Origin of the sequence: Falsibacillus albus, from assembly GCF_003668575.1 — a bacterium.
Lineage (GTDB): Bacteria > Bacillota > Bacilli > Bacillales > DSM-25281 > Falsibacillus > Falsibacillus albus.
Window position 1 is genome coordinate 12802 of sequence record NZ_RCVZ01000006.1, and the last position, 21057, is coordinate 33858.

The following is a 21057-nucleotide window of genomic DNA, read 5'->3' on the forward strand; positions in this document are numbered from 1 at the left end:
GGAGAGGAACTTGAAAATTACAGAGCTATTGACAAAAAGTACGATGAAGCTTGATCTGCAATCGGATGATAAATCCACAGTCATTGAAGAGCTTGTCGATGTATTGGATCATGCAGGAAAGCTATCTGATAAAGCTTCATTTAAAGAGGCAATCGTTAATCGAGAAAAGCAAAGTACAACGGGAATCGGAGAGGGAATCGCCATTCCTCATGCCAAAACAAGCGCTGTCAAATGGCCCGCCATAGCTTTTGGTAAATCCACAGCTGGTGTGGATTATGAATCGTTTGACGGCCAGCCTGCATATTTGTTTTTCATGATCGCCGCTACTGAAGGTGCAAACCAAACTCATTTGGAAGCGCTTAGCAGGTTATCGACCATCCTTATGAATGAGGAAGTTCGAAATGCATTGATGGCAGCCAAAACAAAGGAAGAAGTCATCCAAGTCATTGAAAGATATGATCAGGATGAAAAGGAAGTGGATCAAACTGAAGAAGAAGCCTCCTCCAACAGCAAGATTCTGGCAGTGACTGCATGCCCGACCGGGATTGCCCACACTTATATGGCTGCAGATGCCCTAAAGGCGAAAGCAAAAGAACTTGGGCTGGATCTTAAAGTGGAAACGAACGGATCAGGCGGCGCAAAGAACATTCTGACACAAGGTGAGATTGAACATGCTGCTGCCATCATTGTGGCTGCAGATACGAAGGTGCAGATGGAACGCTTTAAAGGGAAGCATGTCATTGAAGTTCCTGTCGCTGATGGCATTCGCCGGCCCCAGGAATTATTGGAGAAAGCCGCAAAACAGGATGCACCTATCTATCAACGCGGCAGTGATCAGGGGGCAGAGGGAGCTAAGTCTCCAAATAAACAGTCAAGGACAGGGTTTTATAAGCACTTGATGAACGGTGTATCCAACATGCTTCCGTTTGTTGTCGGAGGAGGGATCCTGATAGCGATTTCCTTCATGTTCGGCATCCATTCTGCTGATCCAAAAAGTGACGAGTACAACCGCTTTGCCGAAATCTTGAATACGATCGGTGGAGCGAATGCCTTCTTCATGATCGTCCCTGTTTTGGCAGGATTCATCGCCATGAGCATTGCCGACAGGCCGGCATTTGCACCAGGTATGGTCGGCGGATTAATGGCTGCACATGGGAATGCAGGATTTTTAGGCGGCTTGATTGCAGGATTCCTGGCAGGCTACATTGTCATTGGAATTAAGTATGTCTTCCGCAACCTTCCACAAGTGCTTGAAGGTTTGAAGCCGGTATTGATTTTTCCTCTACTTGGCATTTTTATGACTGGCTTGATCATGTTTTATCTTGTTTCACCGTTGAGCTCCATCAATACCGGCATCCAGGATTGGTTGGGCGGATTGGGAACAGGAAATTTAGTGATTCTCGGTTTGATTCTAGGCGGGATGATGGCTGTGGATATGGGAGGACCAATCAACAAAGCTGCCTTCACTTTCGGGTTGGCGATGATTTCTGCCGGTAACTATGCACCCCACGCGGCTATCATGGCAGGAGGAATGGTTCCGCCCCTTGGTATGGCATTCGCGACAACATTCTTTAGGAAAAAGTTCAATGATTCAGAACGAAAAGCCGGATTCGCTTGTTACTTTATGGGAATATCCTTTATTACCGAAGGAGCGATCCCTTTTGCTGCAGCAGATCCAATCAGGGTCATTCCCGCGTCCATTGTCGGTTCTTCGGTCGCCGGGGCATTGACTATGATCTTCAAAATCGGCTTGCCTGCGCCACATGGGGGAATCTTTGTATTCCCTGTCGTCCAAGGCAACCCATTCCTTTATCTATTGGCCATCCTCATTGGCTCTTTCGTAACGGCACTAATGGTAGGATTCCTGAAAAAAACGGCAAAATAAACATTTAATCAAACCACCCCACCCCTCAAGGTGCCTGGCACCAAAAGGGTGGGGTGGTTTGATTTCCCTTGGTTGAATGGCAGTGGATTATCACAAAATAGAAAGGTAGCCATCTCAAATTATGGAGGGATATTTCATGACAAAACGTAATCAGAAAGCTCCTAAAACTGGTATGCAAAAAACTAATGCAAAAAGGGATACTGAATTCTCACAAGAATTCTCCCAAGCAAAAACAAACAAAAAAGCTGAAAAAACAAACCAAAACAAATAATGATAAACAAGGGGCGCAGATCAGCGCCCCTTTTTGAGGTGAAAGGAAATGCATTATACAACCGTCAATGATAATAATATTGCCTATGAAGACATTGGCAAAGGAGAAACGGTCATATTTATCCATCCTCCCGGAATGGGACGTATGACTTTTGAGCTCCAGCGCTTATTAGCAAATGACCTTCGTCTGATTTTGCCGGATTTGAGCGGCCATGGAGATAGCAGGAAATCAACTCATGGTTATACAGGCATTTCTGATTATGCAGATGAAATTGAATCCATTAGGAAATCCATGGGGGTCGAGAAAGTATTTTTATTTGGTTATTCTGCTGGCGGAACCGTTGCACAAGAGTACGCTTTTAAGTATCTTGATCACGTCAAAGGCATCATGTTATCAGGCGCATATCCAAAAGTGGAAACAGAAATGTTCAAAGCTGAACATTATATTGGTATCTTTCTTGCCGGCCATTTCCCGAAATTCCTCGCCAAAATGCTTGCTGGCAGCCATTTTCAATCGCATATTTTTCAGAAAAAGCTTTATCAACATATCCTAAAGGCAGATAATCAAAATTGGGCTGATTTTTACAGAGCATCCTTGGCATTTTCATTCGAAGAGAAACTTTTGAAGTTGAACGTTCCAATGCTTCTTTTGTACGGCTGTAAATCAGACTACATCAACCACCATGTTAAATACTATAAGAAGTATATCGATACTGAGGTGCATATGATTCCAAAGGCAAGCCACCAGCTTCCAACCAGGCATAGCGACTTGATAAATGCATATATTTTGGAATTTGTTAATAGACATGCGGACCAGTAATATTTTCACAGTATTTCTTAATGAGCATGCAGTCTTTGACGAATTACACCAAACTTTACGAAAAGAGCTGTTGAATAAGAAAAAAATGTTGCATTAACGAAGTCCGTGTCGTACTGTTACTTGTGGTATACGGTTTTAGGAGGTATGAATTTGAAAAATAAAAAGAAAAAAGATTGGCGGTTTCACATCGCTCATAAAGAAGCTATCATCGGGGTCATTCTTGTCATCATTAATTTTATTTGGTGGTATGGTTTTGCTTATGGATTAGGGAGCAAGGATGTATCGGAATATCATTACATATTTGGACTGCCGGCGTGGTTCTTTTACAGCTGTGTGGTTGGGTTCATTGTCATGGTCGTATTGGTTGTGTTTGCAGTGAAGGCATTTTTTAAAGATGTGCCATTTGACGATGAGGAAGAAGGATCGATATGAATTGGCAAGTACTCATTCCCCTCGTCCTGTTCCTAGTCATTATTTTCATTGCCGGTCTTTATGCATCACGGCATTTAACATCCTCCGCTTCCTTTTTACAGGAGTATTTTTTAGGCAGCAGGCAGCTGGGCGGATTTATCCTTGCGATGACCATGATAGCCACATATGGAAGTGCGGGTAGCTTCATCGGCGGCCCTGGTGCTGCATACAACATTGGACTCGCATGGGTGCTGTTGGCCATGTCCCAGGTTGTCACAGGATATTTCGTCCTGATGATTTTAGGCAAAAAATTTGCGATCATGGCGAGAAAATATAATGCAATAACCTTGATCGACTTTTTAAAAGAAAGATATCAGAGTAAATGGGTGAGCATCATCGCTGCAATAAGCATTATTGTGTTCTTGTTTTCTTCCATGGCGGCCCAATGGGTAGGAGGGGCCAGATTGATCGAATCTGTCATCGGAATCCCCTACATAACAGCGTTGATGATTTTTGCAGCATCGGTATTGATTTATGTCATCATTGGAGGTTTTCGTGCAGTCGCCATTACAGACAGTATTCAGGGAGTGGTGATGCTCATAGGAACGATCGTCCTGCTGGTTGCAACGATTATTGCAGGCGGGGGCATTGATGGAATCGTACAGACACTCCGAAATGAAAATCCCAATTTACTGACTCCTTACGGAAATGATCATAGCTTGACGCCATTATATATTTCTTCTTTTTGGATATTGGTCGGGGTCGGGGTTGTAGGTCTTCCGCAAGTAGCAGTGAGAGCTATGTCGTACAAAAATGCCCGTGCCATGCATAGGGCAATCATCATTGGCACCATTGTGGTAGGAATGATCATGCTGGGCATGCACTTGATAGGTGTGTTTGCAAGGGCAGTTGTCCCAGGGATAGAAATAGGCGATAAAGTCATGCCGACAGTTGCTTTGAAAGTACTTCCGGGATGGCTGGCAGGCATTGTGCTTGCCGCACCGATGGCAGCAATCATGTCTACGGTCGACTCGCTCTTAATATTGGTTTCATCTGCAGTGGTGAAGGATTTATATATTTCCTACGTCAATCCTTCCGCTTCGGAAAATAATGTTAAATGGACTTCGTTCATTGTGACGGCTGTCGTAGGTGTCTCTGTCTTTGCTTTGGCCATACATCCGCCAAACCTTTTGATTTGGTTAAACTTATATGCATTCGGAGGCTTGGAATCTGTTTTTATATGGCCAATCGTCCTTGGGTTATATTGGGAAAAAGGTAATAAGTTCGGAGCATTGTCTTCCATGTTGGTCGGTATGACATCCTATATGATTTTTGACAAATTTCATCCCAACTTTCTTGGAATGAATACGGTTGTATTTCCGATTATCCTTTCTTTTCTGTGCTATGTAGCAGTTTCTTTGGCTACCAAGCCTGTTATTGCCGAAATGGATTGAATGAAAAGGAATTTCCTGATTATAGGGAATTCCTTTTTTTATGATCATTGGATAAGGGTGCTTTCGTAAAGTTTGTAGCTATTCACCAAAAGTTGTGTAAGGTTGATTTACGTTGCAGGATACTCTCTTTCTGAGGGGCCTCACACGAAGTGAGGTCGTTCGATGTTGTCACCTGACGTGCCGAACTTAATCGAACATCCGCCTTACTTCTCCTCGCTGCGGGGTCTCACCTGTCTAGCTCCAGGGCTTAGGGGCTCGAGGTGTCGCCCCTGGGCAAAGCCCTGCAGCTTTTCTAACTGGCCCGCTGTTCCCTCCGGAGTCTCGCACCTTCTTCTCCCATCAACATCAAATGATGAGTTATTTTAAAGAAAAAACTGTTAAAAACAACAATCTTTGAGAAAAGAGCCTTTGAGAAAGTTTGTGCTCTCCGCTTCGGGGATCTCCCTTTTCCACTGATCCCACTGGAGCCTCACATCTTCCGCTCCAATAAAAAATCATCTTGCAACCTTCATTTAACAAACAGCCTTTTTATCGTATAAAAAACAGGAAAAATGAACTCCATTATCTAATAAATATAGAAAAGAAATGGGGGTAGGAAGATGCAGTGGAGAAGGTATGACAGCGCAGCAGAATTTCTCGTAGAAACTGAAAGATTGTTGGAAGAAAACGAAGCTGAGAACAATCTAATGCTTGGCTTGCTTTATCAATTGAAAAAAAGCAATCGGAAAGGCATATATATGGCTGCTGCGACCGATAAAGGGGAGGTGAAATTGATTTGCTTAATGACACCGCCATATAATTTGATAATGACTGTACCAAAAGGGAGTGACTATGAAGAGGTTGTCGACTTTGCGATCGGGGAGCTTGTTTATGAGAGCGTAAATGTCCCTGGAGTCATTGCAGAGAAGAACCTTGCCGAGTATTTTTCCCGAACATGGGCTGAAAAAACAGGACAAGAGTCAACATTTGCCATGAAGCAAAGAATCTACAAGCTCAACAAAGTAAATGATCTTAAGCATACACCAGGAAAAATGAGAAAGGCACGCAGCAATGAAAAGGAACTGGTTGCTTCATGGCTCCTCAGGTTCATTTCTGATACAGGGGAGCCAGCACTTACAAAGGCTGATGCCGAACTCCGTGTAGCAGTCATGATTGAACAAGGAACAGTTTTTTTATGGGAAAATGATGGGGAACCAGTTTCGATGGCAAGAAGTGCACGATCGACCAAAAATGTAGCCGTTGTGAATATGGTTTATACGCCTGATGAACAACGAAAAAAAGGTTACGCAACGGCAATGGTATCAAACTTGAGCCGTCTGTTGCTGCAAAATTATGAGTATTGTGCTTTATATACCGACTTAGCCAACCCTTCCTCAAATAAGATTTATATGCAAATCGGATATGAGCCAATTTTAGATTCAAGCTTGATAAAGTTTGTATAGCTTCTAATCGGTCCCTTTAACAGCCGGCTTTATTTTCTTGCCGGCAAAAAATAATGAAAAAACGGAAAGGATGGCGAAGGTGATGAAGATCCATGCAGAATGGTTTTTCATCATTAACGCCGTTATAGGAGGACCGGCGGCTACTCCGACAAACCTCATCGAACTATAGATGGAAGTTATCGTTCCACGTTCAGCCTTCTCGATGCTCTCTGTTATGATTGCATCCAAGCATGGCAAGCTAGCACCAATTCCAATTCCGCTCAAGACAAAAAGCATCATCTGCACCCATAAACCTTCAGCAAAGAGGAGAAGACCGACTGATGTTCCGTTCAAAAGAATGCTATAGAAGGTTATCCGTTTCATCAAAACGAGATCATCCTTGATGATCTTTCCTACCGTATAGGAAGAGGCGCATAAAAATCCAAGTGGAATAGCGAGAATGAATCCTTTTTTGACTCCGTGATATCCGTATGGGGACTCCAGTTTGGATGATAAGAAAAAAAGCAGACCAAATAAAATGAACATCAATATGACACCTATGATGAATACAGCAATAAGCCATCTGCCGTGGGTCTTGAAAATAGCACCTGTATTTTTGATGAAATTTGCAAGTGTGCAGCCGGTGCTTTGACTTTTTGGCTTCTTCACTAAAAATAAAACCAATAGTGTAGAAATGAGGCAAAAAGCAGGAAATGAAAAAAAGGGCAGGAACCAGATGAAGCTTGCAAGCACTGCGCCAAGTATTGGGCTCAATACCTTCCCGAATGTGTTGGCAGTCTCTATGATGCCGAGGTTGGATGAAACATCACGGTCATCTTGGAACATATCGCCAACCAATGGCATGACAATAGGAGCCGCTCCTGCTGCCCCGACACCTTGTAATACACGCCCCATGAGAATGAACACGTATGGATTTGCCCAGCTCCATGATGCCCATCCTGCTATCAGTCCGCCGAGACCTGCTATAATTAGACTTGGGATGATGATCATTTTCCTCCCGTATCGATCTGATAGATACCCTGCAATGGGAATCAGAAGAATCGCGACAATGGAATACACGGTAATGATTAGGCTTGATTGTAAGGAACTAATGTTGAGCTTTTTTTCCATTACAGGAAGCACCGGAATGAGCATGGAGTTGCCCAGCGTCATGATCAATGGTATTGATGCAAGAGAGATGATAGCCCAGCGTTGTCCATTCGTTCCCTTTTCCGATTCTTTTGTGTCAGCAGGCTGGCAGCCTGGATTGATGAATTCAGTCTGATCCATATTGAATTAAGTCCTTTCTCTGTTTTATCACTATCATTTAGGGTTTGCTTTTTTTTAGTAATTTATCGGGAGATATTTTTTCCTGTGTTGAAAAAATATTCATTCAAGACGACTGTCATAAATCTCGATTTGGACAAAATTGGGAATAAAATAAATCAATGAAACCGAGGTGCTTCATGAAGATTATCAGGGTCAATGTCGGTAAACCGAAAGAACATTCTTATAATGAAAATACATATAGGTCCGGGATTTCTAAACGGTCCGTACAAGAAGTTATGGTAACGGAGGAGCGATTCGTCGGTGATGATGTAGAAAACCATGAATACCATGGAGGAAAAGAAAGAGCCGTATGCTTTTATCCGTACGAGCATTATCAAAAATGGGAGACTGAATTCAATAAAACACTGAATATCCCTGCCTTCGGTGAAAATCTCACAGTTACAGGGATGAAAGAAGATGAAGTTTTCATCGGGGATATTTTTCAGATCGGAGAAGCAGTCATTCAAATCTGCCAAGGGAGGATCCCTTGTTCGACTATCTCCAAATTCAATGGAGTCGATCCTCTGCTGAAAAGAATTATCGAGACAGGCTTTACAGGGTATTTTGGAAAAGTGATCAAAGAAGGAAGCATCAGCGAAAGTTCTGAAATCATTCTAATTGATCAGCATCCACTTCAAATATCCATTTTGGAAGCAAATCAAACATTATTCCACGATTTTAAAAATAAAGAAAGACTTGAGAAAATCATGGAAGTGAAGGAGTTGGCTTCTGCTTGGAAAAAAGCCATACAAAAAAAATTAATGGCCCCTCATAAAAATTGAGTGAGCCCATCACCAAAAGGCCTTCACTGAATATGTTATTGAAGAGGTAATGAATTTTTTGAAATCTCCCCTTGACAATCGATACATCTGGTACTAGTATAATAATCAATCAAAACGAAAATATTTTGGCGTTGAAGAAGAAGAGTAGCTGATACTGACACTTAAGAGAGCTGGTGGCCGGTGTGAACCAGTGTGGGAGTATGGGTGAATGGCCTTCCGAGCCTCCAGACCGAACGTTTTTTGAATCAGTAGGCTCTGGCGAATGTGTCTCATCGATACAAGAGACAAGTATTAAAGTAGGCTGTGTCCATACTTGATACGATAAAGTGAGCTTTTAAGCTAATAAAGGTGGTACCACGGGTTCCTCGTCCTTTTCGGATGGGGGACCTTTTTGTATTTTATCAGGGTGCCAGGCACCAAAGTACATAGTTGAATATTATAAATCGTTGAGCAAGGGGAGTAGGTTTTTCCGATGCGCTGCAGTGAACCGGGGATGGTGGGAACCCGGTGCGATAGGAATTATTGAATGGGCTTGCGAGAGGTTCTTTGAATGAGAGTAGGAGAACACGGAATTCCACCGTTAAAGGGATAGGATATCGGTTCAATGTCGGGACCTGTATTCGAATGAGAGGGATGCTGTCAATATAAGTTGATTGCATTCAATATGAGGTGGCACCGCGGAAAATCGTCCTCTAGAAACACATGGAAAATGTGATTTCTAGGGGACTTTTTTTATTGAGAAAGAAAAAGGCAGCGAGGAGAGATTTCAATGAATGTGAAACAAAAACAAACAAGGTCAGAATCAATGAGAACTTTAAAAATAGAAGGGGACCTCTTGACCCCGATCTCCATCTTCAAAAGGTTGAAGGGGAGGAAAAAATGTCTTCTGGAGAGCTCGTTGAAGCATTTGGAAAGCGGCAGGTATTCTTTTATCGGCCTTAATCCTTATAAACAAATATTTTCGTTTGGAGATCAAACAACGGTCAAATCCAATCTGAAAGAGGAGAAAGTCGAAGGAAAGGCATTAAACATATTAAAGGAACAGCTGCCTGAGATGAATATAAAAGGAAGCTTCCCTTTTTACTCTGGAGCTGTTGGATTCATCGGCTATGACGTCATTCGCCAGCATGAATTCATCGGCCCGGATAAAGAAAATGAAACAGCAATTCCTGATCTGCACTTCTTGTTTTATCAGGATATCATCGTATTCGATCATATCAGCCAAGAAGTCCATATCGTCTGTACGAGTCAAGACGGCCGCCGTACAAAAGAGGACCTCGAAAACGAATTGCATGCAATCAAGAAAATGGTTGCCACTCCTGAGGAGGAGGATGAAGCTGTAAGCAGCCCTATCGAATTTGTTCCAGAAATAAACAAGAAAGAATTTGAACAAAGGGTTCAAAAAGCAAAAGAGCATATCGTGAATGGAGATATATTCCAAGTGGTCCTTTCGCAGCGTTTGTCAGGGAAATTCAATGGAAACGCATTTGCCCTTTATCGGAAGCTTCGTAAAACGAATCCTTCCCCCTATATGTTTTATCTTGATTTTGAGGATTATGTAGTACTTGGTTCTTCGCCGGAGAGCTTCATTAAGTTGAAGGACTCAAAGCTTACGACGAACCCCATTGCAGGTACAAGACCGAGGGGGGAAACGAGAGAAAAGGATGCCTTGCTTGAAAAAGAGCTGTTGAATGATGAAAAGGAAATAGCCGAACATAAGATGCTCGTTGACCTCGGTAGGAATGACATCGGTCGGGTTTGTGAAGTGGGCAGCATCAAGATTCCGAAGTTCATGGCGATTGAGCGCTATAAATATGTCATGCACATCGTATCGGAGGTTTCTGGAACGCTCAAGAATGATTTATCGGGTGTTGATGCCTTGATTTCTTGTCTGCCGGCGGGGACGGTGTCAGGCGCTCCGAAAATAAGAGCCATGCAGATCATCAATGACCTGGAGGATACAAAACGGGGAGTATATTCAGGAGCGATCGGCTATATCAACGCAAATGGAGATATGGATTTCGCGCTCACGATCAGAACGATGGTAGTCAAGGATCAAAAAGCTTATGTGCAGGCAGGTGCGGGGATCGTGTATGACTCAAATCCTGAAAGCGAATATCAAGAAACATTGAATAAAGCAAAAGCGCTATTGGAGGTTGCAAAATGATATTACTGATCGATAATTATGATTCTTTCACTTATAACCTTTATCAATATATTTCGGAGCTGGGAGGCGACGTCCTCGTAAAAAGGAATGATGAAATCGACGCCAAGCAAATCGAAACCTTGGATCCCGATGCCATCATTTTGTCACCAGGTCCCGGAGATCCAGCTCATGCCGGAAATTGTCTGGAGGTTGTAAAGTCATTTTACGATAAAACACCGATTCTTGGGATCTGTTTGGGGCATCAAGTCATCGGAGAATCGTTCGGTGCAAAAATCATCAAAGCGTCTGTCCCGAAACATGGAAAGACGTCAAATATCAAGCATTCCGGGCTGGACCTATTCGAATATCTGCCACAGCCAATCGAAGTGATGCGCTATCATTCACTGATCATTGATCCTGACACCTTGCCGTCCTCACTGAAAGTGAGTGGGACTTCCATGGATGACGGAGTGATCATGGGCATCAAGCATCAATTATACCCGGTTTTTGGACTTCAATTTCATCCGGAGTCCATCGGTACAGGGGCGGGAAAAAAATTAATTGAAAACTTCTTGAATCATGTTGAAAAGGGGTCGAGTAATCATGAGAACACACTTACAAAAATTAGCTGATCATGAGTCGCTGACATTGGCAGAAATGATGGATGCGGCGGAATATTTATTCTCTGATAAAGTATCTGACAGTGAAATCGCTGCATTCCTTATGGGACTTAAGACAAAAGGTGAAACGACGGAGGAGATGAGCGGACTCGTATCGATATTGAGGGAAAAAGCACATCAGCTCCATAATGTTCCTGTCGGCGTAATGGACAACTGCGGTACGGGAGGAGATGGATCTCATAGCTTCAATATCAGTACAACTGCGGCATTCGTCATTGCTGGAGCAGGAATACCGGTCGCAAAGCATGGAAACCGAAGTGTATCAAGCAGGACAGGGAGTGCGGATGTGCTCGAGAATTTAGGGGTATCGCTGCAATTATCGATGCAGCAAACGGAAGAAATTCTTGAAGATAATGGCATTGCATTTCTTTTTGCACCGAGTATTCATCCCAGCTTAAAAAGGGTCATGAAAATCAGGAATGAATTAAAAATTCCAACGATGTTTAATCTGATAGGACCTTTGACCAATCCGGTCACTCTTGATACCCAATTGGTTGGAATTTATCGCAGGGATATGCTTGAAAAGATGGCTATGGCCCTTCATCAACTCGGCAGGAGGCGAGGAATCACAGTGAATGGGGCCGGCTATATGGATGAGGCATCACTTGCAGGGGAGAACCATTTGGTTTTAGTGGATGATGGAGAGCTGATCCCGTTTAAATTGTCTCCGGAAGATGTCGATTTGCCTCAATATGATAATGAAGAAATCATTGGCGGAAATGCTGCAGACAATGCGTCTATATTAAAATCCGTCCTTAAAGGGGAAAGCGGGGCGTATCGCGATACCGTGATTTTAAATGCAGCATTGGGGATCTTTGCAAGCGGAAAAGCAAGGAATGTTCATGAAGCAATCAGATTGGCGAAAGAAAGCATAGATAGCGGGGCTGCAATCGGAAAGCTTGAATATCTGATCGATTACAGCCGACAAGCTGAAAGAAAGGTGATTTAACATGACGATTCTGGATGTGATTCTAGAAGAGAAGAAAAATGAAGTCGCTCGACTGAAAACGAATGGAACTTCATTGAAGCCAGTAATTAGAGAGAAGGTCTCTTTATACGACCGTTTCATGAAATCAGACAAGATGAATGTCATATCCGAAATTAAACGTGCTTCGCCATCGAAAGGGGATATCAATATTGGAGTAGATCCGGTCCTTCAAGCGAAACAATATGAAGCGGCAGGTGCAGACGCGATATCGATATTGACGGATCGTCCGTATTTTAAAGGGAGCATGGAAGATTTGAGAAATGTCCGGGAGCATGTATCTGTGCCGATTCTATGCAAGGATTTCATCATTGATCCGATTCAAATCGAAGCAGCGGAGGCAAATGGTGCGGATGTGATATTGTTGATTGCTGCGGCGCTCGAGCAGGATCAATTAATACATCTTTATGAAGAAGCAAGGAGGCGCAACCTGGAGGTTCTTTTAGAAGTACATGATGAACAAGAATTGGAAAGGGCACTCGAAATCGGGGCAAATATCATTGGCATCAACAATCGTGATTTAAAATCATTTACAGTGGATTTGGGAAATACGAAACGTTTGGCATCCAAGATAAGAAATGAGGAGATTTTGGTGATCAGTGAAAGTGGATTTAAAACCGGAGCAGATGCCGAAGAAGTCAAGTCTTCCCGTGTAAAAGGGATCCTTGTTGGAGAAACGCTTATGAAAGCGGAGGATATATCCTCTACACTAGCATCATTGAAGGTTCAGCTTTGAGGTGAAAAAGATGAAAATCAAAATATGTGGAATAAAGAATGTGGAAGCAGCAGCAAATGCAGTAGAAGCAGGAGCAGATGCAGTGGGATTTGTTTTTGCTGCAAGCAAACGGAAAATTTCCGTTAATCAAGCAAAAAGCATGGCCAAATCGATTCCAGGCAATATAAAGAAAATCGGGGTATTCGTCAATGAAGAGCTTTCCATAGTGGAAAACATCATCCAGGAGGCAGGACTGGATCTGGTCCAGCTGCATGGCGATGAAAGCCCTGAATATTGCAGAAAGCTTTCAGTTCCTTATATCAAGGCATTTTCCATTCACAGTGAGGACGATTTTTTCAGAATACAGGAATATGACCCAATGTTTGTTTTGCTTGATAGCCCAGCTGGTCCATATCGGGGCGGAAATGGGAATACATTCGATTGGAAATTGGTTGGGAAACTTCCGATTTCGACCGACAGGATCATCTTGGCAGGAGGGCTTGACCCTGAAAATATTGCCGAAGCAATCATGTCAGTCCGCCCTGCTATGGTTGATGTTTCAAGCGGTGTTGAAACGGATGGCGAAAAGGACGCCGAAAAAATGCAATCCTTTATATCTCATGCCAGAAAGGCATTTAATCAATTGGAGGAGAGATAATCATGGCAACATATACACAACCTGATCAAAAAGGCCATTTCGGTACTTTCGGAGGAAAGTTCATCCCAGAAACGCTAATGCAAGCTGTGCTAGAACTTGAACAAGCATATGAAGATGCTATGAAGGATGAAGCGTTCCAAGCAGAACTAAAATACTATTTAAAACAATATGTCGGACGGGAAACCCCACTGTATTATGCTGAAAATTTAACAAAAAAATTAAATGGACCGAAAATCTATTTGAAAAGGGAAGATCTGAATCATACGGGTGCCCATAAAATCAACAATACTGTCGGGCAGGCCCTTTTGGCAGTCAGGATGGGAAAAAAGAAAGTTGTGGCAGAAACGGGTGCCGGTCAGCATGGAGTGGCAACAGCGACTGTATGTTCATTGCTGGGCTTGGATTGTGTGATATTTATGGGAGAGGAAGATATTCGCAGGCAAAAGCTGAACGTTTTCCGAATGGAATTGCTTGGAGCAGAAGTAAAAGGGGTCAAGCAAGGAAGTGCAACGTTGAAAGACGCTGTGAATGAAGCCTTGCGCTACTGGGTGACCAATGTTGATGATACCCATTATATTATGGGGTCTGTGCTCGGACCTCATCCATTCCCTAAAATGGTACGTGATTTTCAAAGTGTGATCGGCTCCGAGACGAAGCAGCAGATTCTAGAGCAAGAAGGAAAACTGCCGGATGCAGTTGTCGCCTGCATCGGTGGAGGAAGCAATGCAATGGGGATGTTCTATCCATTTGTCGAAGATGATGACGTCAAGATGTTTGGTGTGGAAGCCGCTGGTGCTGGACTTGAAACCGAAAAACATGCGGCGTCCTTGACGAAAGGGAAAATCGGAATCCTTCACGGATCTTTGATGTATCTTCTCCAGGATGAACATGGACAAATACAGGAAGCCCATTCGATTTCAGCAGGATTGGATTATCCGGGTGTCGGACCTGAGCACAGCTACTTAAAAGAAATCAATCGAGTCAATTATCAATCCGTGACAGACCAAGAGGCGCTGGATGCCTTCAAGCTTCTTTCAAAAACGGAAGGGATCATCCCTGCATTGGAAAGTTCCCATGCTATCGCCTATGCTGTGAAGCTAGCGGAAGAAATGAAACAAGATCAAATCATGGTGATTTGTTTATCAGGCAGGGGAGATAAAGATGTAGAATCAGTTAAACGTGTGTTGGGGGGAAGCAAAGATGAGTAAGGTGAAACTTGAAAATGCCATTCATTCCAAGATAGAAAAAGGAGGAAAGGTATTCATCCCATATATCATGGCAGGGGATGGCGGATTGAGAGCACTGGAGGAGCAAATACTTTTCCTTCAAGAGGCTGGGGTGACGGCAATCGAATTAGGCATTCCATTTTCAGATCCCGTTGCAGATGGACCGACAATCCAAGAAGCAGGAAAGAGAGCCTTAAATGAGGGAACGACATTAACTGGAGTATTGAATGAATTGAAAAGCATCAAGAGCTCCATTGAAGTGCCGATCATCTTAATGACCTATGTGAATCCTATATTCATTTATGGGATCGCGAGATTTGCAGCAGATTGCAAGGAAGCAGGTGTTTCTGGTGTGATCATTCCGGATGTTCCTGTCGAAGAAATGGAGATTCTTTCGGGGAGTCTCAAACAAGCAGAGATTGCGATCATTCAGCTGGCGACTTTGACCAGTCCGATTGAACGGATTAAAAAAATATCTTCGTTATCAGAAGGCTTTTTATATGCGGTCACGGTAAAAGGCATCACAGGTGCCCGTGCTGCTTTCAATGTAGATGTAGAAGAGTACCTCGAAGAAATCAAAGCGATAAGTAAAGTGCCTGTCCTTGCTGGTTTCGGAATCTCTACGTCAGCACACGTAGAATCGATGGCCAGTCACTGCGATGGTGTCATTGTAGGAAGTAAAATCATCGAACTATTAAATAACGGCGAAAAAGACGAAATCAAAGAGCTTGTTGCTGCAGTAAAGTAAGGTATATACCCCGGTGCCAGGCACCAAAGGGCAGGGCCCTTTGATGCCTGGCATTTTTGGATAGAAAAAGGAATTATTTAATAGATTTTAATGATGGTAGGATTTATAATGAAAATAAATGACTGAATATTCACTCATTGCGTAAGGGGCTGTAAGATGGAAGAGGATTTTGGAATCAAATTAAATAAAAAAGCGTTCATTCAATCGTTCATCATTTTATTTGCACTGTTAATGTTATCCGGGGTGTTGACCAGGATATTTCATCCTGGACACTTTGAGAGAATTCAAAAAGACGGTCATCTTGTGATTGATCCAGCAAGCTTTCAATACTATACCGATCAACATGATTTTCCGATATTTCATTGGTTTACTGCTCCTTTTGAAGTGCTATTTTCCCATGATGCATTAATTACAATTACAATTATTTTGTTCATTCTCATCGTTGGCGGTGCATTTGCAGTATTTGATTATCTGAAGGTCCTTGATGCAGTAATCGGTAGGTTTTTAATAAGGTTTGGGGAATCCGGATATGTGTTGATCGCCCTTTTTTCCTTGTTCTTTATGCTATTGGGTGCAGTGTTCGGGATTTTAGAAGAAGTGATACCTTTGATTCCCATCATGATAAAAGTTTCTTATCGGTTAGGGTGGGATAAATTCATGGGACTTGGGCTGAGTTTGTTGTCAGTTGGATTTGGATTTTCTGCAGCTATTTATAACCCCTTTACAATTGGCGTTGCTCAAAAACTTGCCGATGTCCCAATGTTTTCAGGGATTTTATATCGTGTTCTTTTTTTATCGTTACATATGTCGTCCTTATTTTATTTTTATTTTGGTATGCGAATAAGCTTGAAAACAAATCTAATAATCAATATGAGCAGTATGATCAAATGAATGCTCTGGGCGATGATGTTACCGAAAGTAGTATTCGGGTATTGGCAATCGGATTCTTGATTTTGACCTTGGCAATGATCCTGATGCCTGTTTTTGGGCTTTCAGATTTTTCGATGCCATTGATTGCCGTAGCCTTTTTCATCATCAGCTTTGCCTGTGGCATTGCCAACGGAAACGGACTCAGTAAGATAGGGAAGGTATTCAATAAAGGAGCGCTCCAATTAGCCCCAAGCAGCTTGTTGATTTTATTGGCAATGGGCATAAAATACATCATTGAATCAAGTGGGGTCATGGACACGATTTTATTTTCAGTATCCGAACACTTGAAAGGTGCTGCACCGATTTCAGCAGGATTTTTCATGTACATGTTTGTCTTCCTTCTCCAGTTTTTTATTCCATCTGCAACAGCAAAAGCCTTTCTGGTCATGCCCATCTTAACCCCCCTTGGTGATATTATTGGCGTGACAAGACAAAGTGTCGTCCTGGCTTTTAACTTCGGCGATGGCTTCAGTCATCTTTTGTATCCTACAAATCCCGCATTACTCATTGCTTTAAGCTTGGCAGCCGTCAATTTTACAAAATGGATTAAATGGACCATTCTTATTCAGGCAGTCCTATTTGTCATTACACTCATTTTCTTGTTTGCTGCTATTCATTTTAAATATGGTCCAGTGTAAGGAGGCTCTATGAACCAATTATTTACGGAAACATACGAGCAGTCAAAAGAAGAATTCTGGCGTAAAGAGGAGAAATTAAAAAAGAAATGGAGTGAAGTCGATAGGGAATCGATCAATGTATGCGATGATCAAACATTGACACTTGATTTGATCCATTGCAAAGCTAACCTATCAAAACGTGCGCTTGTGATAACGACGGGGCTGCATGGAATTGAAGGTTATGTAGGATCAGCCATGATGAACCTTTTTATTGAAAGGTTTTCTGGTATGCTGGATGAAATGGATACTAGCCTTATTCTTATGCATGCAATTAATCCATGGGGAATGAAATATTTTCGCAAAGTGAATGAACATAACGTGGACTTGAACCGGAATTTTATATTTAATAGGGAAACAGATGATCTTTCCAATGAATCCTATGTCAAAGCGAAATCTTTATTAGAGCCTAAAGGGGGGCTCGGCTGGTTTGAATTTGGCAGCCGGCTGCTCAAAACGATGATGAGTATGAATAAAAAGGAACTTACTGCTGCAGTGACAATGGGGCAATATATAAACAAAGAGGGCGTCTATTACGGTGGTGATCGGTGTGAATCGGCCACGGTTTATTTGCAAGACTATTTCCAAAAGTTCTTTTTAATGTATGACCAAGTAGTCTTGCTGGACATGCATACCGGGTATGGCCCATCAAAACAAATGCATCTTGTCAACTCAAGGTTTGATGATGAATCGCCGGATTTTTGGAAGCAGGCACTGAAATATCCCTATATTTCAGAGACGACAGCCGATTCCTTCTATAAAATTAATGGCGATATGATTGACTTTTTATATCAGTTTAAAAATCAAGTATCGCCATCCACTAAATTATTTGCTACGACTTTTGAATTTGGTACGCTCGGCGAAACCTTGCTAGCTCAACTTCAATCATTGAAAACCACAATCGAAGAAAATGCTGCCTATTTTTATGGAGATCGGAAGAGCCGCGATAAAACAAGAGAATGCCTGAAGAAACTGTATGATCCAAATGATTCATCGTGGAGGGAGAAAGCGGTGAGGGATGCCATTCAAGCTTTTGAAGGAATCATTCATACTTTCTTTGAGGATGGTTCATGGCCACAGTCACTTCCAAAAAAATCTAAAATTTGATATTGTTGAAGATATCGAAATTTTTAGATAGATAGGAAGAGAATGAATGATAAAACCACAGCGTTTAAAAAAAGGGGATGCAATCGGCATTATTTCTCCATCTGCAGGAGTGGCAGCAGTCTGTCCGCGGAGATTCGAGAGAGGTGTCAAAACAATCGAAAGTATGGGCTTGAAAGTGAAATGCGGAAGGAATGCATTAAAAAAGGATGAATATATGGCAGGGTCGATTGAAGAGAGGGTTGAGGACCTCCATGTTATGTTTCAGGATCCCGAAGTGAAAGCCATCATTACGACGATAGGCGGGACATGTTCCCATCAAATGCTGGAATACTTGGATTTTGCGATGATTAGGGACAATCCAAAAATATTTATGGGCTACAGTGATATTACCGCGCTTCATTTAGCGATATCAAAAAGGTCACAATTAGTCACTTATTTAGGGCCGGCTATCCTTCCGCAGTTTGGCGAATTTGGGGGTCTCCTATCTTATACAAACAAAGCATTCGAAGATTTATTAGTGAAAGGGAATAAAGTCGAATATAAATCCTCACACTCCTTCATAATGGAGCATTTATGGTGGGACAAAGAAGATAACCGGAAAAGGGATATGACCTCAAATCCTGGGATGAAAGTTTTAAAGGAAGGAACTGCAGAAGGAGAAATCATCGCAGCAAATATGGGGGTCATGCTATTGCTGGCAGGTACTTCTTATTTTCCAGACCTGGAAGGAAAGATACTTTGCATTGAGGATGATGAAGGGGAAACGCCTTCATCCATCGACCGTTATCTTACTCAAATGAGGCAAATGGGGATATTCGGAAAAATCTCTGGGCTTGTGGTTGGCCGGTTCCATTCCAATGTAGGATTCAAAGAAGGGCAGCTGGAGTCAATTTTGCAGAGGGTTACAACCGGATACAATTTTCCCGTTATAATCGGAGCAGATTTTGGGCACACGGACCCGATGATGATTTTGCCAAATGGAATCCAGGCAAGCCTCAAGGCTTCCAATATTAATATTGATTTCCGATTAACTGAGTCTCCAGTAAATTTGGAGAAAATATCATGAACTGGCCGCTTCCGGTCAGTTTTTTTTTCTGCCCTTTTTACACTCATGAAATTTTCTTTAAAAAAATTAATGAACAAGTACATTTGCCTTTAACAAAGAAACGTTACCCTTAGTGTCTAGGTTATAAAATTAAGGAGGATGAACATGCATAATTCCATTCTTAGAAAAACATTCGTTACCCTATTGGCAGCCGCCACTTTATCTACCACGGCTTTAGCGGAAGGCATCCATCATGGAAGGATGTCAACGGATCGATCAGACCAGCTTTCATTAGGCAAGGAAAACCTTCCAGAAACACGCCAAGTAAGCCGTCTGGCTGAAGGGGCCACGTACACTCATATTCATCGAGGATATTTATCGAAGAAATCATTTTATACGGTGGATGCAGGTTTTTACGAAGATCATCAAATAGCGGAAACTAAAAAGAAAGAATTACGCAAAATGGGGTATGAAGCAACGATACATCCTGTTAATCAAAAAAATCATTCTATGACAGACGTTAATCAAAAAGAGATCGGGTATGTAGTGCGGATCGGTCAATTTGAATCTGAAGACAAAGCGAAACAGTTCCAGGAAAACCTGTCCCAAAAAGGGATCGAAGGAACAAGCGTGACCTTTTCAGGGTATGATGGCACCACAGAGTCGACTGGTCCTTGGGATATTCATGTGCTTGAAATCAACCCAAAAACTTTTCAGGGGAAAATAGGTTCCTCATTAGCAAATGATCAAATAGAAGGTAAAGAAACCGTAACCTCGATGGTCGCCAGAAAGCAAGCTATTGCCGGAACGAATGGCGGTTATTTTGTAGTCGGACAAGAGGATGGGACTCCTGGTGATCCTGCTGGCATCTCAGTTGCGGATGGCAAATTGCTAAGTGAATCTGTCGGGAACCGAACGAGCCTTATTCTTCATGATAACCATGCTGAAATAAGTGAAACGAAGACGATGCTTTCGGTTCAAACTTCCAGCCACCAAAGTCATATTATTGATGGAATGAATAGAACACCCGGTAAAATCAGAAGTTGTGGGGGGACCGAAGATGCGCCAACCAATGCCCCTCAACATGATGTGACCTGTAAGGATGATAGTGAATTGATTGAATATAACTCTTCATATGGGAAGAATACACCAAAAGGCAAAGGATTCGAGATCGTTCTGGATGATGCCGGCAACGTGGTATCCACTCGTGATAGTCGAGGTGGTGCTATCGACAAAGGACAAACAGTCTTATCAGCAACTGGTGAAGATGCAGACTGGCTAAAAGAGCAGGCAAAATCCAAGCAAGTATGGACCTTGTCCAATAAGGTTTATAAAAATGGAAAGGAAATGGACCTCCTAAAGGGAATGGATGTTGTGAATGGAGGACCTTCCTTGCTTCATCAAGGAGAAATTGATATTGATGCAAAAAAGGAAGGTTTTGATTGGAGTTCTGATTTTTACTACCATTTTGCCTTATATCGCCATCCGAGAACGCTTGTGGGGGTAAAAGCAGATGGACATATTTTACTTGTGACGGTAGATGGTAGAAACCCAAATAAAAGTATTGGTGTCAACTTCCGGGAAAGTGCAGAATTATTAAAGGATCTTGGGGCAGTCGACGGGATGAATCTTGATGGCGGTGGCTCTTCCACGATGGTAGTGGATGGGAAACTTGTAAATCATCCATCTGATGCTACAGGTGAAAGGCCAATAGGAGATGGGATCATCATCTCAAAATAAAAGAAAAATAGGCAGCCTGTAAACGGGCTGC

General features: G+C 42.4%; 20 protein-coding genes and 2 other annotated features. Of the genes, 19 read left to right on the plus strand and 1 reads right to left on the minus strand.

The window, feature by feature from the left end; translation table 11 throughout:
- Positions 1 to 10: 10 nt before the first annotated feature.
- The 6 genes from D9X91_RS09980 to D9X91_RS10000 all read left to right on the plus strand — a co-directional run bounded on the left by D9X91_RS09980 (position 11) and on the right by D9X91_RS10000 (position 6282).
- On the plus strand, positions 11 to 1885 hold the full coding sequence (locus D9X91_RS09980) for a PTS fructose transporter subunit IIABC (RefSeq protein ID WP_121680476.1): 1875 nt from the start codon (positions 11 to 13) through the stop codon (positions 1883 to 1885).
- A gap of 136 nt (positions 1886 to 2021) precedes the next feature.
- Positions 2022 to 2156 (plus strand): hypothetical protein, encoded by a 135-nt coding sequence (locus tag D9X91_RS23025; protein ID WP_267900808.1) that lies wholly within the window; start codon positions 2022 to 2024, stop codon positions 2154 to 2156.
- 48 nt (positions 2157 to 2204) lie between these two features.
- A complete protein-coding gene (locus tag D9X91_RS09985; protein WP_121680477.1) occupies positions 2205 to 2975 on the plus strand; it encodes an alpha/beta fold hydrolase in 771 nt (256 codons plus the stop codon).
- A 144-nt stretch (positions 2976 to 3119) separates the two neighbouring features.
- Complete coding sequence (locus tag D9X91_RS09990) at positions 3120 to 3407, plus strand: YhdT family protein (protein ID WP_121680478.1); 288 nt, start codon at positions 3120 to 3122, stop codon at positions 3405 to 3407.
- A complete protein-coding gene (panF, locus tag D9X91_RS09995) occupies positions 3404 to 4840 on the plus strand; it encodes a sodium/pantothenate symporter (RefSeq protein WP_121680479.1) in 1437 nt (478 codons plus the stop codon). The genes D9X91_RS09990 and panF overlap by 4 nt, the downstream gene beginning before the upstream one ends.
- Positions 4841 to 5439: 599 nt before the next feature.
- The gene (locus D9X91_RS10000) at positions 5440 to 6282 is read left to right on the plus strand and encodes a GNAT family N-acetyltransferase (protein ID WP_121680480.1); all 843 of its coding nucleotides are present in this window, start codon (positions 5440 to 5442) and stop codon (positions 6280 to 6282) included.
- A 3-nt stretch (positions 6283 to 6285) separates the two neighbouring features.
- Here D9X91_RS10000 and D9X91_RS10005 read toward each other — a convergent pair whose 3' ends face one another.
- Positions 6286 to 7551: an MFS transporter gene (locus tag D9X91_RS10005; RefSeq protein ID WP_121680481.1), complete on the minus strand. Its 1266-nt coding sequence runs from the start codon at positions 7549 to 7551 to the stop codon at positions 6286 to 6288.
- A 176-nt stretch (positions 7552 to 7727) separates the two neighbouring features.
- Here D9X91_RS10005 and D9X91_RS10010 point away from each other — a divergent pair, with 176 nt between their 5' ends.
- The 13 genes from D9X91_RS10010 to D9X91_RS10070 all read left to right on the plus strand — a co-directional run bounded on the left by D9X91_RS10010 (position 7728) and on the right by D9X91_RS10070 (position 21026).
- Positions 7728 to 8372, plus strand: a complete 645-nt coding sequence (locus D9X91_RS10010) for an MOSC domain-containing protein (protein ID WP_233569762.1) — start codon at positions 7728 to 7730, stop codon at positions 8370 to 8372.
- Between the two features lie 122 nt (positions 8373 to 8494).
- Positions 8495 to 8748 (plus strand) — a binding site (T-box leader).
- 61 nt (positions 8749 to 8809) lie between these two features.
- Positions 8810 to 9068: a binding site (T-box leader), on the plus strand.
- 73 nt (positions 9069 to 9141) lie between these two features.
- Positions 9142 to 10539, plus strand: a complete 1398-nt coding sequence (gene trpE / locus D9X91_RS10015; protein ID WP_199738096.1) for an anthranilate synthase component I — start codon at positions 9142 to 9144, stop codon at positions 10537 to 10539.
- Positions 10536 to 11150: an anthranilate synthase component II gene (locus D9X91_RS10020; protein ID WP_121680483.1), complete on the plus strand. Its 615-nt coding sequence runs from the start codon at positions 10536 to 10538 to the stop codon at positions 11148 to 11150. The genes trpE and D9X91_RS10020 overlap by 4 nt, the downstream gene beginning before the upstream one ends.
- Positions 11122 to 12147 carry an anthranilate phosphoribosyltransferase gene (gene trpD / locus D9X91_RS10025; RefSeq protein ID WP_121680484.1) on the plus strand — a complete coding sequence of 342 codons (1026 nt, stop codon included), beginning with the start codon at positions 11122 to 11124 and terminating at the stop codon, positions 12145 to 12147. Before D9X91_RS10020 ends, trpD begins: the two co-directional genes overlap by 29 nt.
- A gap of 1 nt (position 12148) precedes the next feature.
- Positions 12149 to 12919, plus strand: coding sequence for an indole-3-glycerol phosphate synthase TrpC (trpC, locus tag D9X91_RS10030; protein WP_121680485.1), 771 nt, complete (start codon positions 12149 to 12151; stop codon positions 12917 to 12919).
- A gap of 10 nt (positions 12920 to 12929) precedes the next feature.
- The gene (locus D9X91_RS10035; protein ID WP_121680486.1) at positions 12930 to 13556 is read left to right on the plus strand and encodes a phosphoribosylanthranilate isomerase; all 627 of its coding nucleotides are present in this window, start codon (positions 12930 to 12932) and stop codon (positions 13554 to 13556) included.
- 2 nt (positions 13557 to 13558) lie between these two features.
- Positions 13559 to 14764, plus strand: a complete 1206-nt coding sequence (trpB, locus tag D9X91_RS10040) for a tryptophan synthase subunit beta (RefSeq protein WP_121680487.1) — start codon at positions 13559 to 13561, stop codon at positions 14762 to 14764.
- The gene (gene trpA / locus D9X91_RS10045; RefSeq protein WP_121680488.1) at positions 14757 to 15530 is read left to right on the plus strand and encodes a tryptophan synthase subunit alpha; all 774 of its coding nucleotides are present in this window, start codon (positions 14757 to 14759) and stop codon (positions 15528 to 15530) included. The genes trpB and trpA overlap by 8 nt, the downstream gene beginning before the upstream one ends.
- Before the next feature lie 156 nt (positions 15531 to 15686).
- Positions 15687 to 16421, plus strand: a complete 735-nt coding sequence (locus tag D9X91_RS23030) for a hypothetical protein (protein ID WP_121680489.1) — start codon at positions 15687 to 15689, stop codon at positions 16419 to 16421.
- Positions 16346 to 17098 (plus strand): hypothetical protein, encoded by a 753-nt coding sequence (locus D9X91_RS23035; RefSeq protein ID WP_267900812.1) that lies wholly within the window; start codon positions 16346 to 16348, stop codon positions 17096 to 17098. Before D9X91_RS23030 ends, D9X91_RS23035 begins: the two co-directional genes overlap by 76 nt.
- A gap of 9 nt (positions 17099 to 17107) precedes the next feature.
- Positions 17108 to 18241 (plus strand): M14 family metallopeptidase, encoded by a 1134-nt coding sequence (locus D9X91_RS10060; RefSeq protein ID WP_121680491.1) that lies wholly within the window; start codon positions 17108 to 17110, stop codon positions 18239 to 18241.
- A 46-nt stretch (positions 18242 to 18287) separates the two neighbouring features.
- On the plus strand, positions 18288 to 19307 hold the full coding sequence (locus tag D9X91_RS10065) for a S66 family peptidase (RefSeq protein WP_121680492.1): 1020 nt from the start codon (positions 18288 to 18290) through the stop codon (positions 19305 to 19307).
- 144 nt (positions 19308 to 19451) lie between these two features.
- The gene (locus D9X91_RS10070; protein WP_158598276.1) at positions 19452 to 21026 is read left to right on the plus strand and encodes a phosphodiester glycosidase family protein; all 1575 of its coding nucleotides are present in this window, start codon (positions 19452 to 19454) and stop codon (positions 21024 to 21026) included.
- The last annotated feature ends 31 nt before the right edge of the window (positions 21027 to 21057 follow it).

What these genes read in the sequence shown, in the direction of transcription:
- D9X91_RS10000 (WP_121680480.1), top strand. Translation starts at nt 5,440, where the DNA reads ATGCAGTGGAGAAGGTATGACAGCGCAGCAGAATTTCTCGTAGAAACT.
- trpD (WP_121680484.1), top strand. Translation starts at nt 11,122, where the DNA reads ATGAGAACACACTTACAAAAATTAGCTGATCATGAGTCGCTGACATTG.
- D9X91_RS23030 (WP_121680489.1), top strand. Translation starts at nt 15,687, where the DNA reads ATGGAAGAGGATTTTGGAATCAAATTAAATAAAAAAGCGTTCATTCAA.
- D9X91_RS23025 (WP_267900808.1), top strand. Translation starts at nt 2,022, where the DNA reads ATGACAAAACGTAATCAGAAAGCTCCTAAAACTGGTATGCAAAAAACT.
- trpC (WP_121680485.1), top strand. Translation starts at nt 12,149, where the DNA reads ATGACGATTCTGGATGTGATTCTAGAAGAGAAGAAAAATGAAGTCGCT.
- D9X91_RS10035 (WP_121680486.1), top strand. Translation starts at nt 12,930, where the DNA reads ATGAAAATCAAAATATGTGGAATAAAGAATGTGGAAGCAGCAGCAAAT.
- D9X91_RS10010 (WP_233569762.1), top strand. Translation starts at nt 7,728, where the DNA reads ATGAAGATTATCAGGGTCAATGTCGGTAAACCGAAAGAACATTCTTAT.
- D9X91_RS10070 (WP_158598276.1), top strand. Translation starts at nt 19,452, where the DNA reads ATGCATAATTCCATTCTTAGAAAAACATTCGTTACCCTATTGGCAGCC.
- trpA (WP_121680488.1), top strand. Translation starts at nt 14,757, where the DNA reads ATGAGTAAGGTGAAACTTGAAAATGCCATTCATTCCAAGATAGAAAAA.
- D9X91_RS10065 (WP_121680492.1), top strand. Translation starts at nt 18,288, where the DNA reads ATGATAAAACCACAGCGTTTAAAAAAAGGGGATGCAATCGGCATTATT.
- D9X91_RS09990 (WP_121680478.1), top strand. Translation starts at nt 3,120, where the DNA reads ATGAATTTGAAAAATAAAAAGAAAAAAGATTGGCGGTTTCACATCGCT.
- panF (WP_121680479.1), top strand. Translation starts at nt 3,404, where the DNA reads ATGAATTGGCAAGTACTCATTCCCCTCGTCCTGTTCCTAGTCATTATT.
- trpB (WP_121680487.1), top strand. Translation starts at nt 13,559, where the DNA reads ATGGCAACATATACACAACCTGATCAAAAAGGCCATTTCGGTACTTTC.
- D9X91_RS10020 (WP_121680483.1), top strand. Translation starts at nt 10,536, where the DNA reads ATGATATTACTGATCGATAATTATGATTCTTTCACTTATAACCTTTAT.
- D9X91_RS10060 (WP_121680491.1), top strand. Translation starts at nt 17,108, where the DNA reads ATGAACCAATTATTTACGGAAACATACGAGCAGTCAAAAGAAGAATTC.
- D9X91_RS10005 (WP_121680481.1), bottom strand. Translation starts at nt 7,551, where the DNA reads ATGGATCAGACTGAATTCATCAATCCAGGCTGCCAGCCTGCTGACACA.
- D9X91_RS09985 (WP_121680477.1), top strand. Translation starts at nt 2,205, where the DNA reads ATGCATTATACAACCGTCAATGATAATAATATTGCCTATGAAGACATT.
- trpE (WP_199738096.1), top strand. Translation starts at nt 9,142, where the DNA reads ATGAATGTGAAACAAAAACAAACAAGGTCAGAATCAATGAGAACTTTA.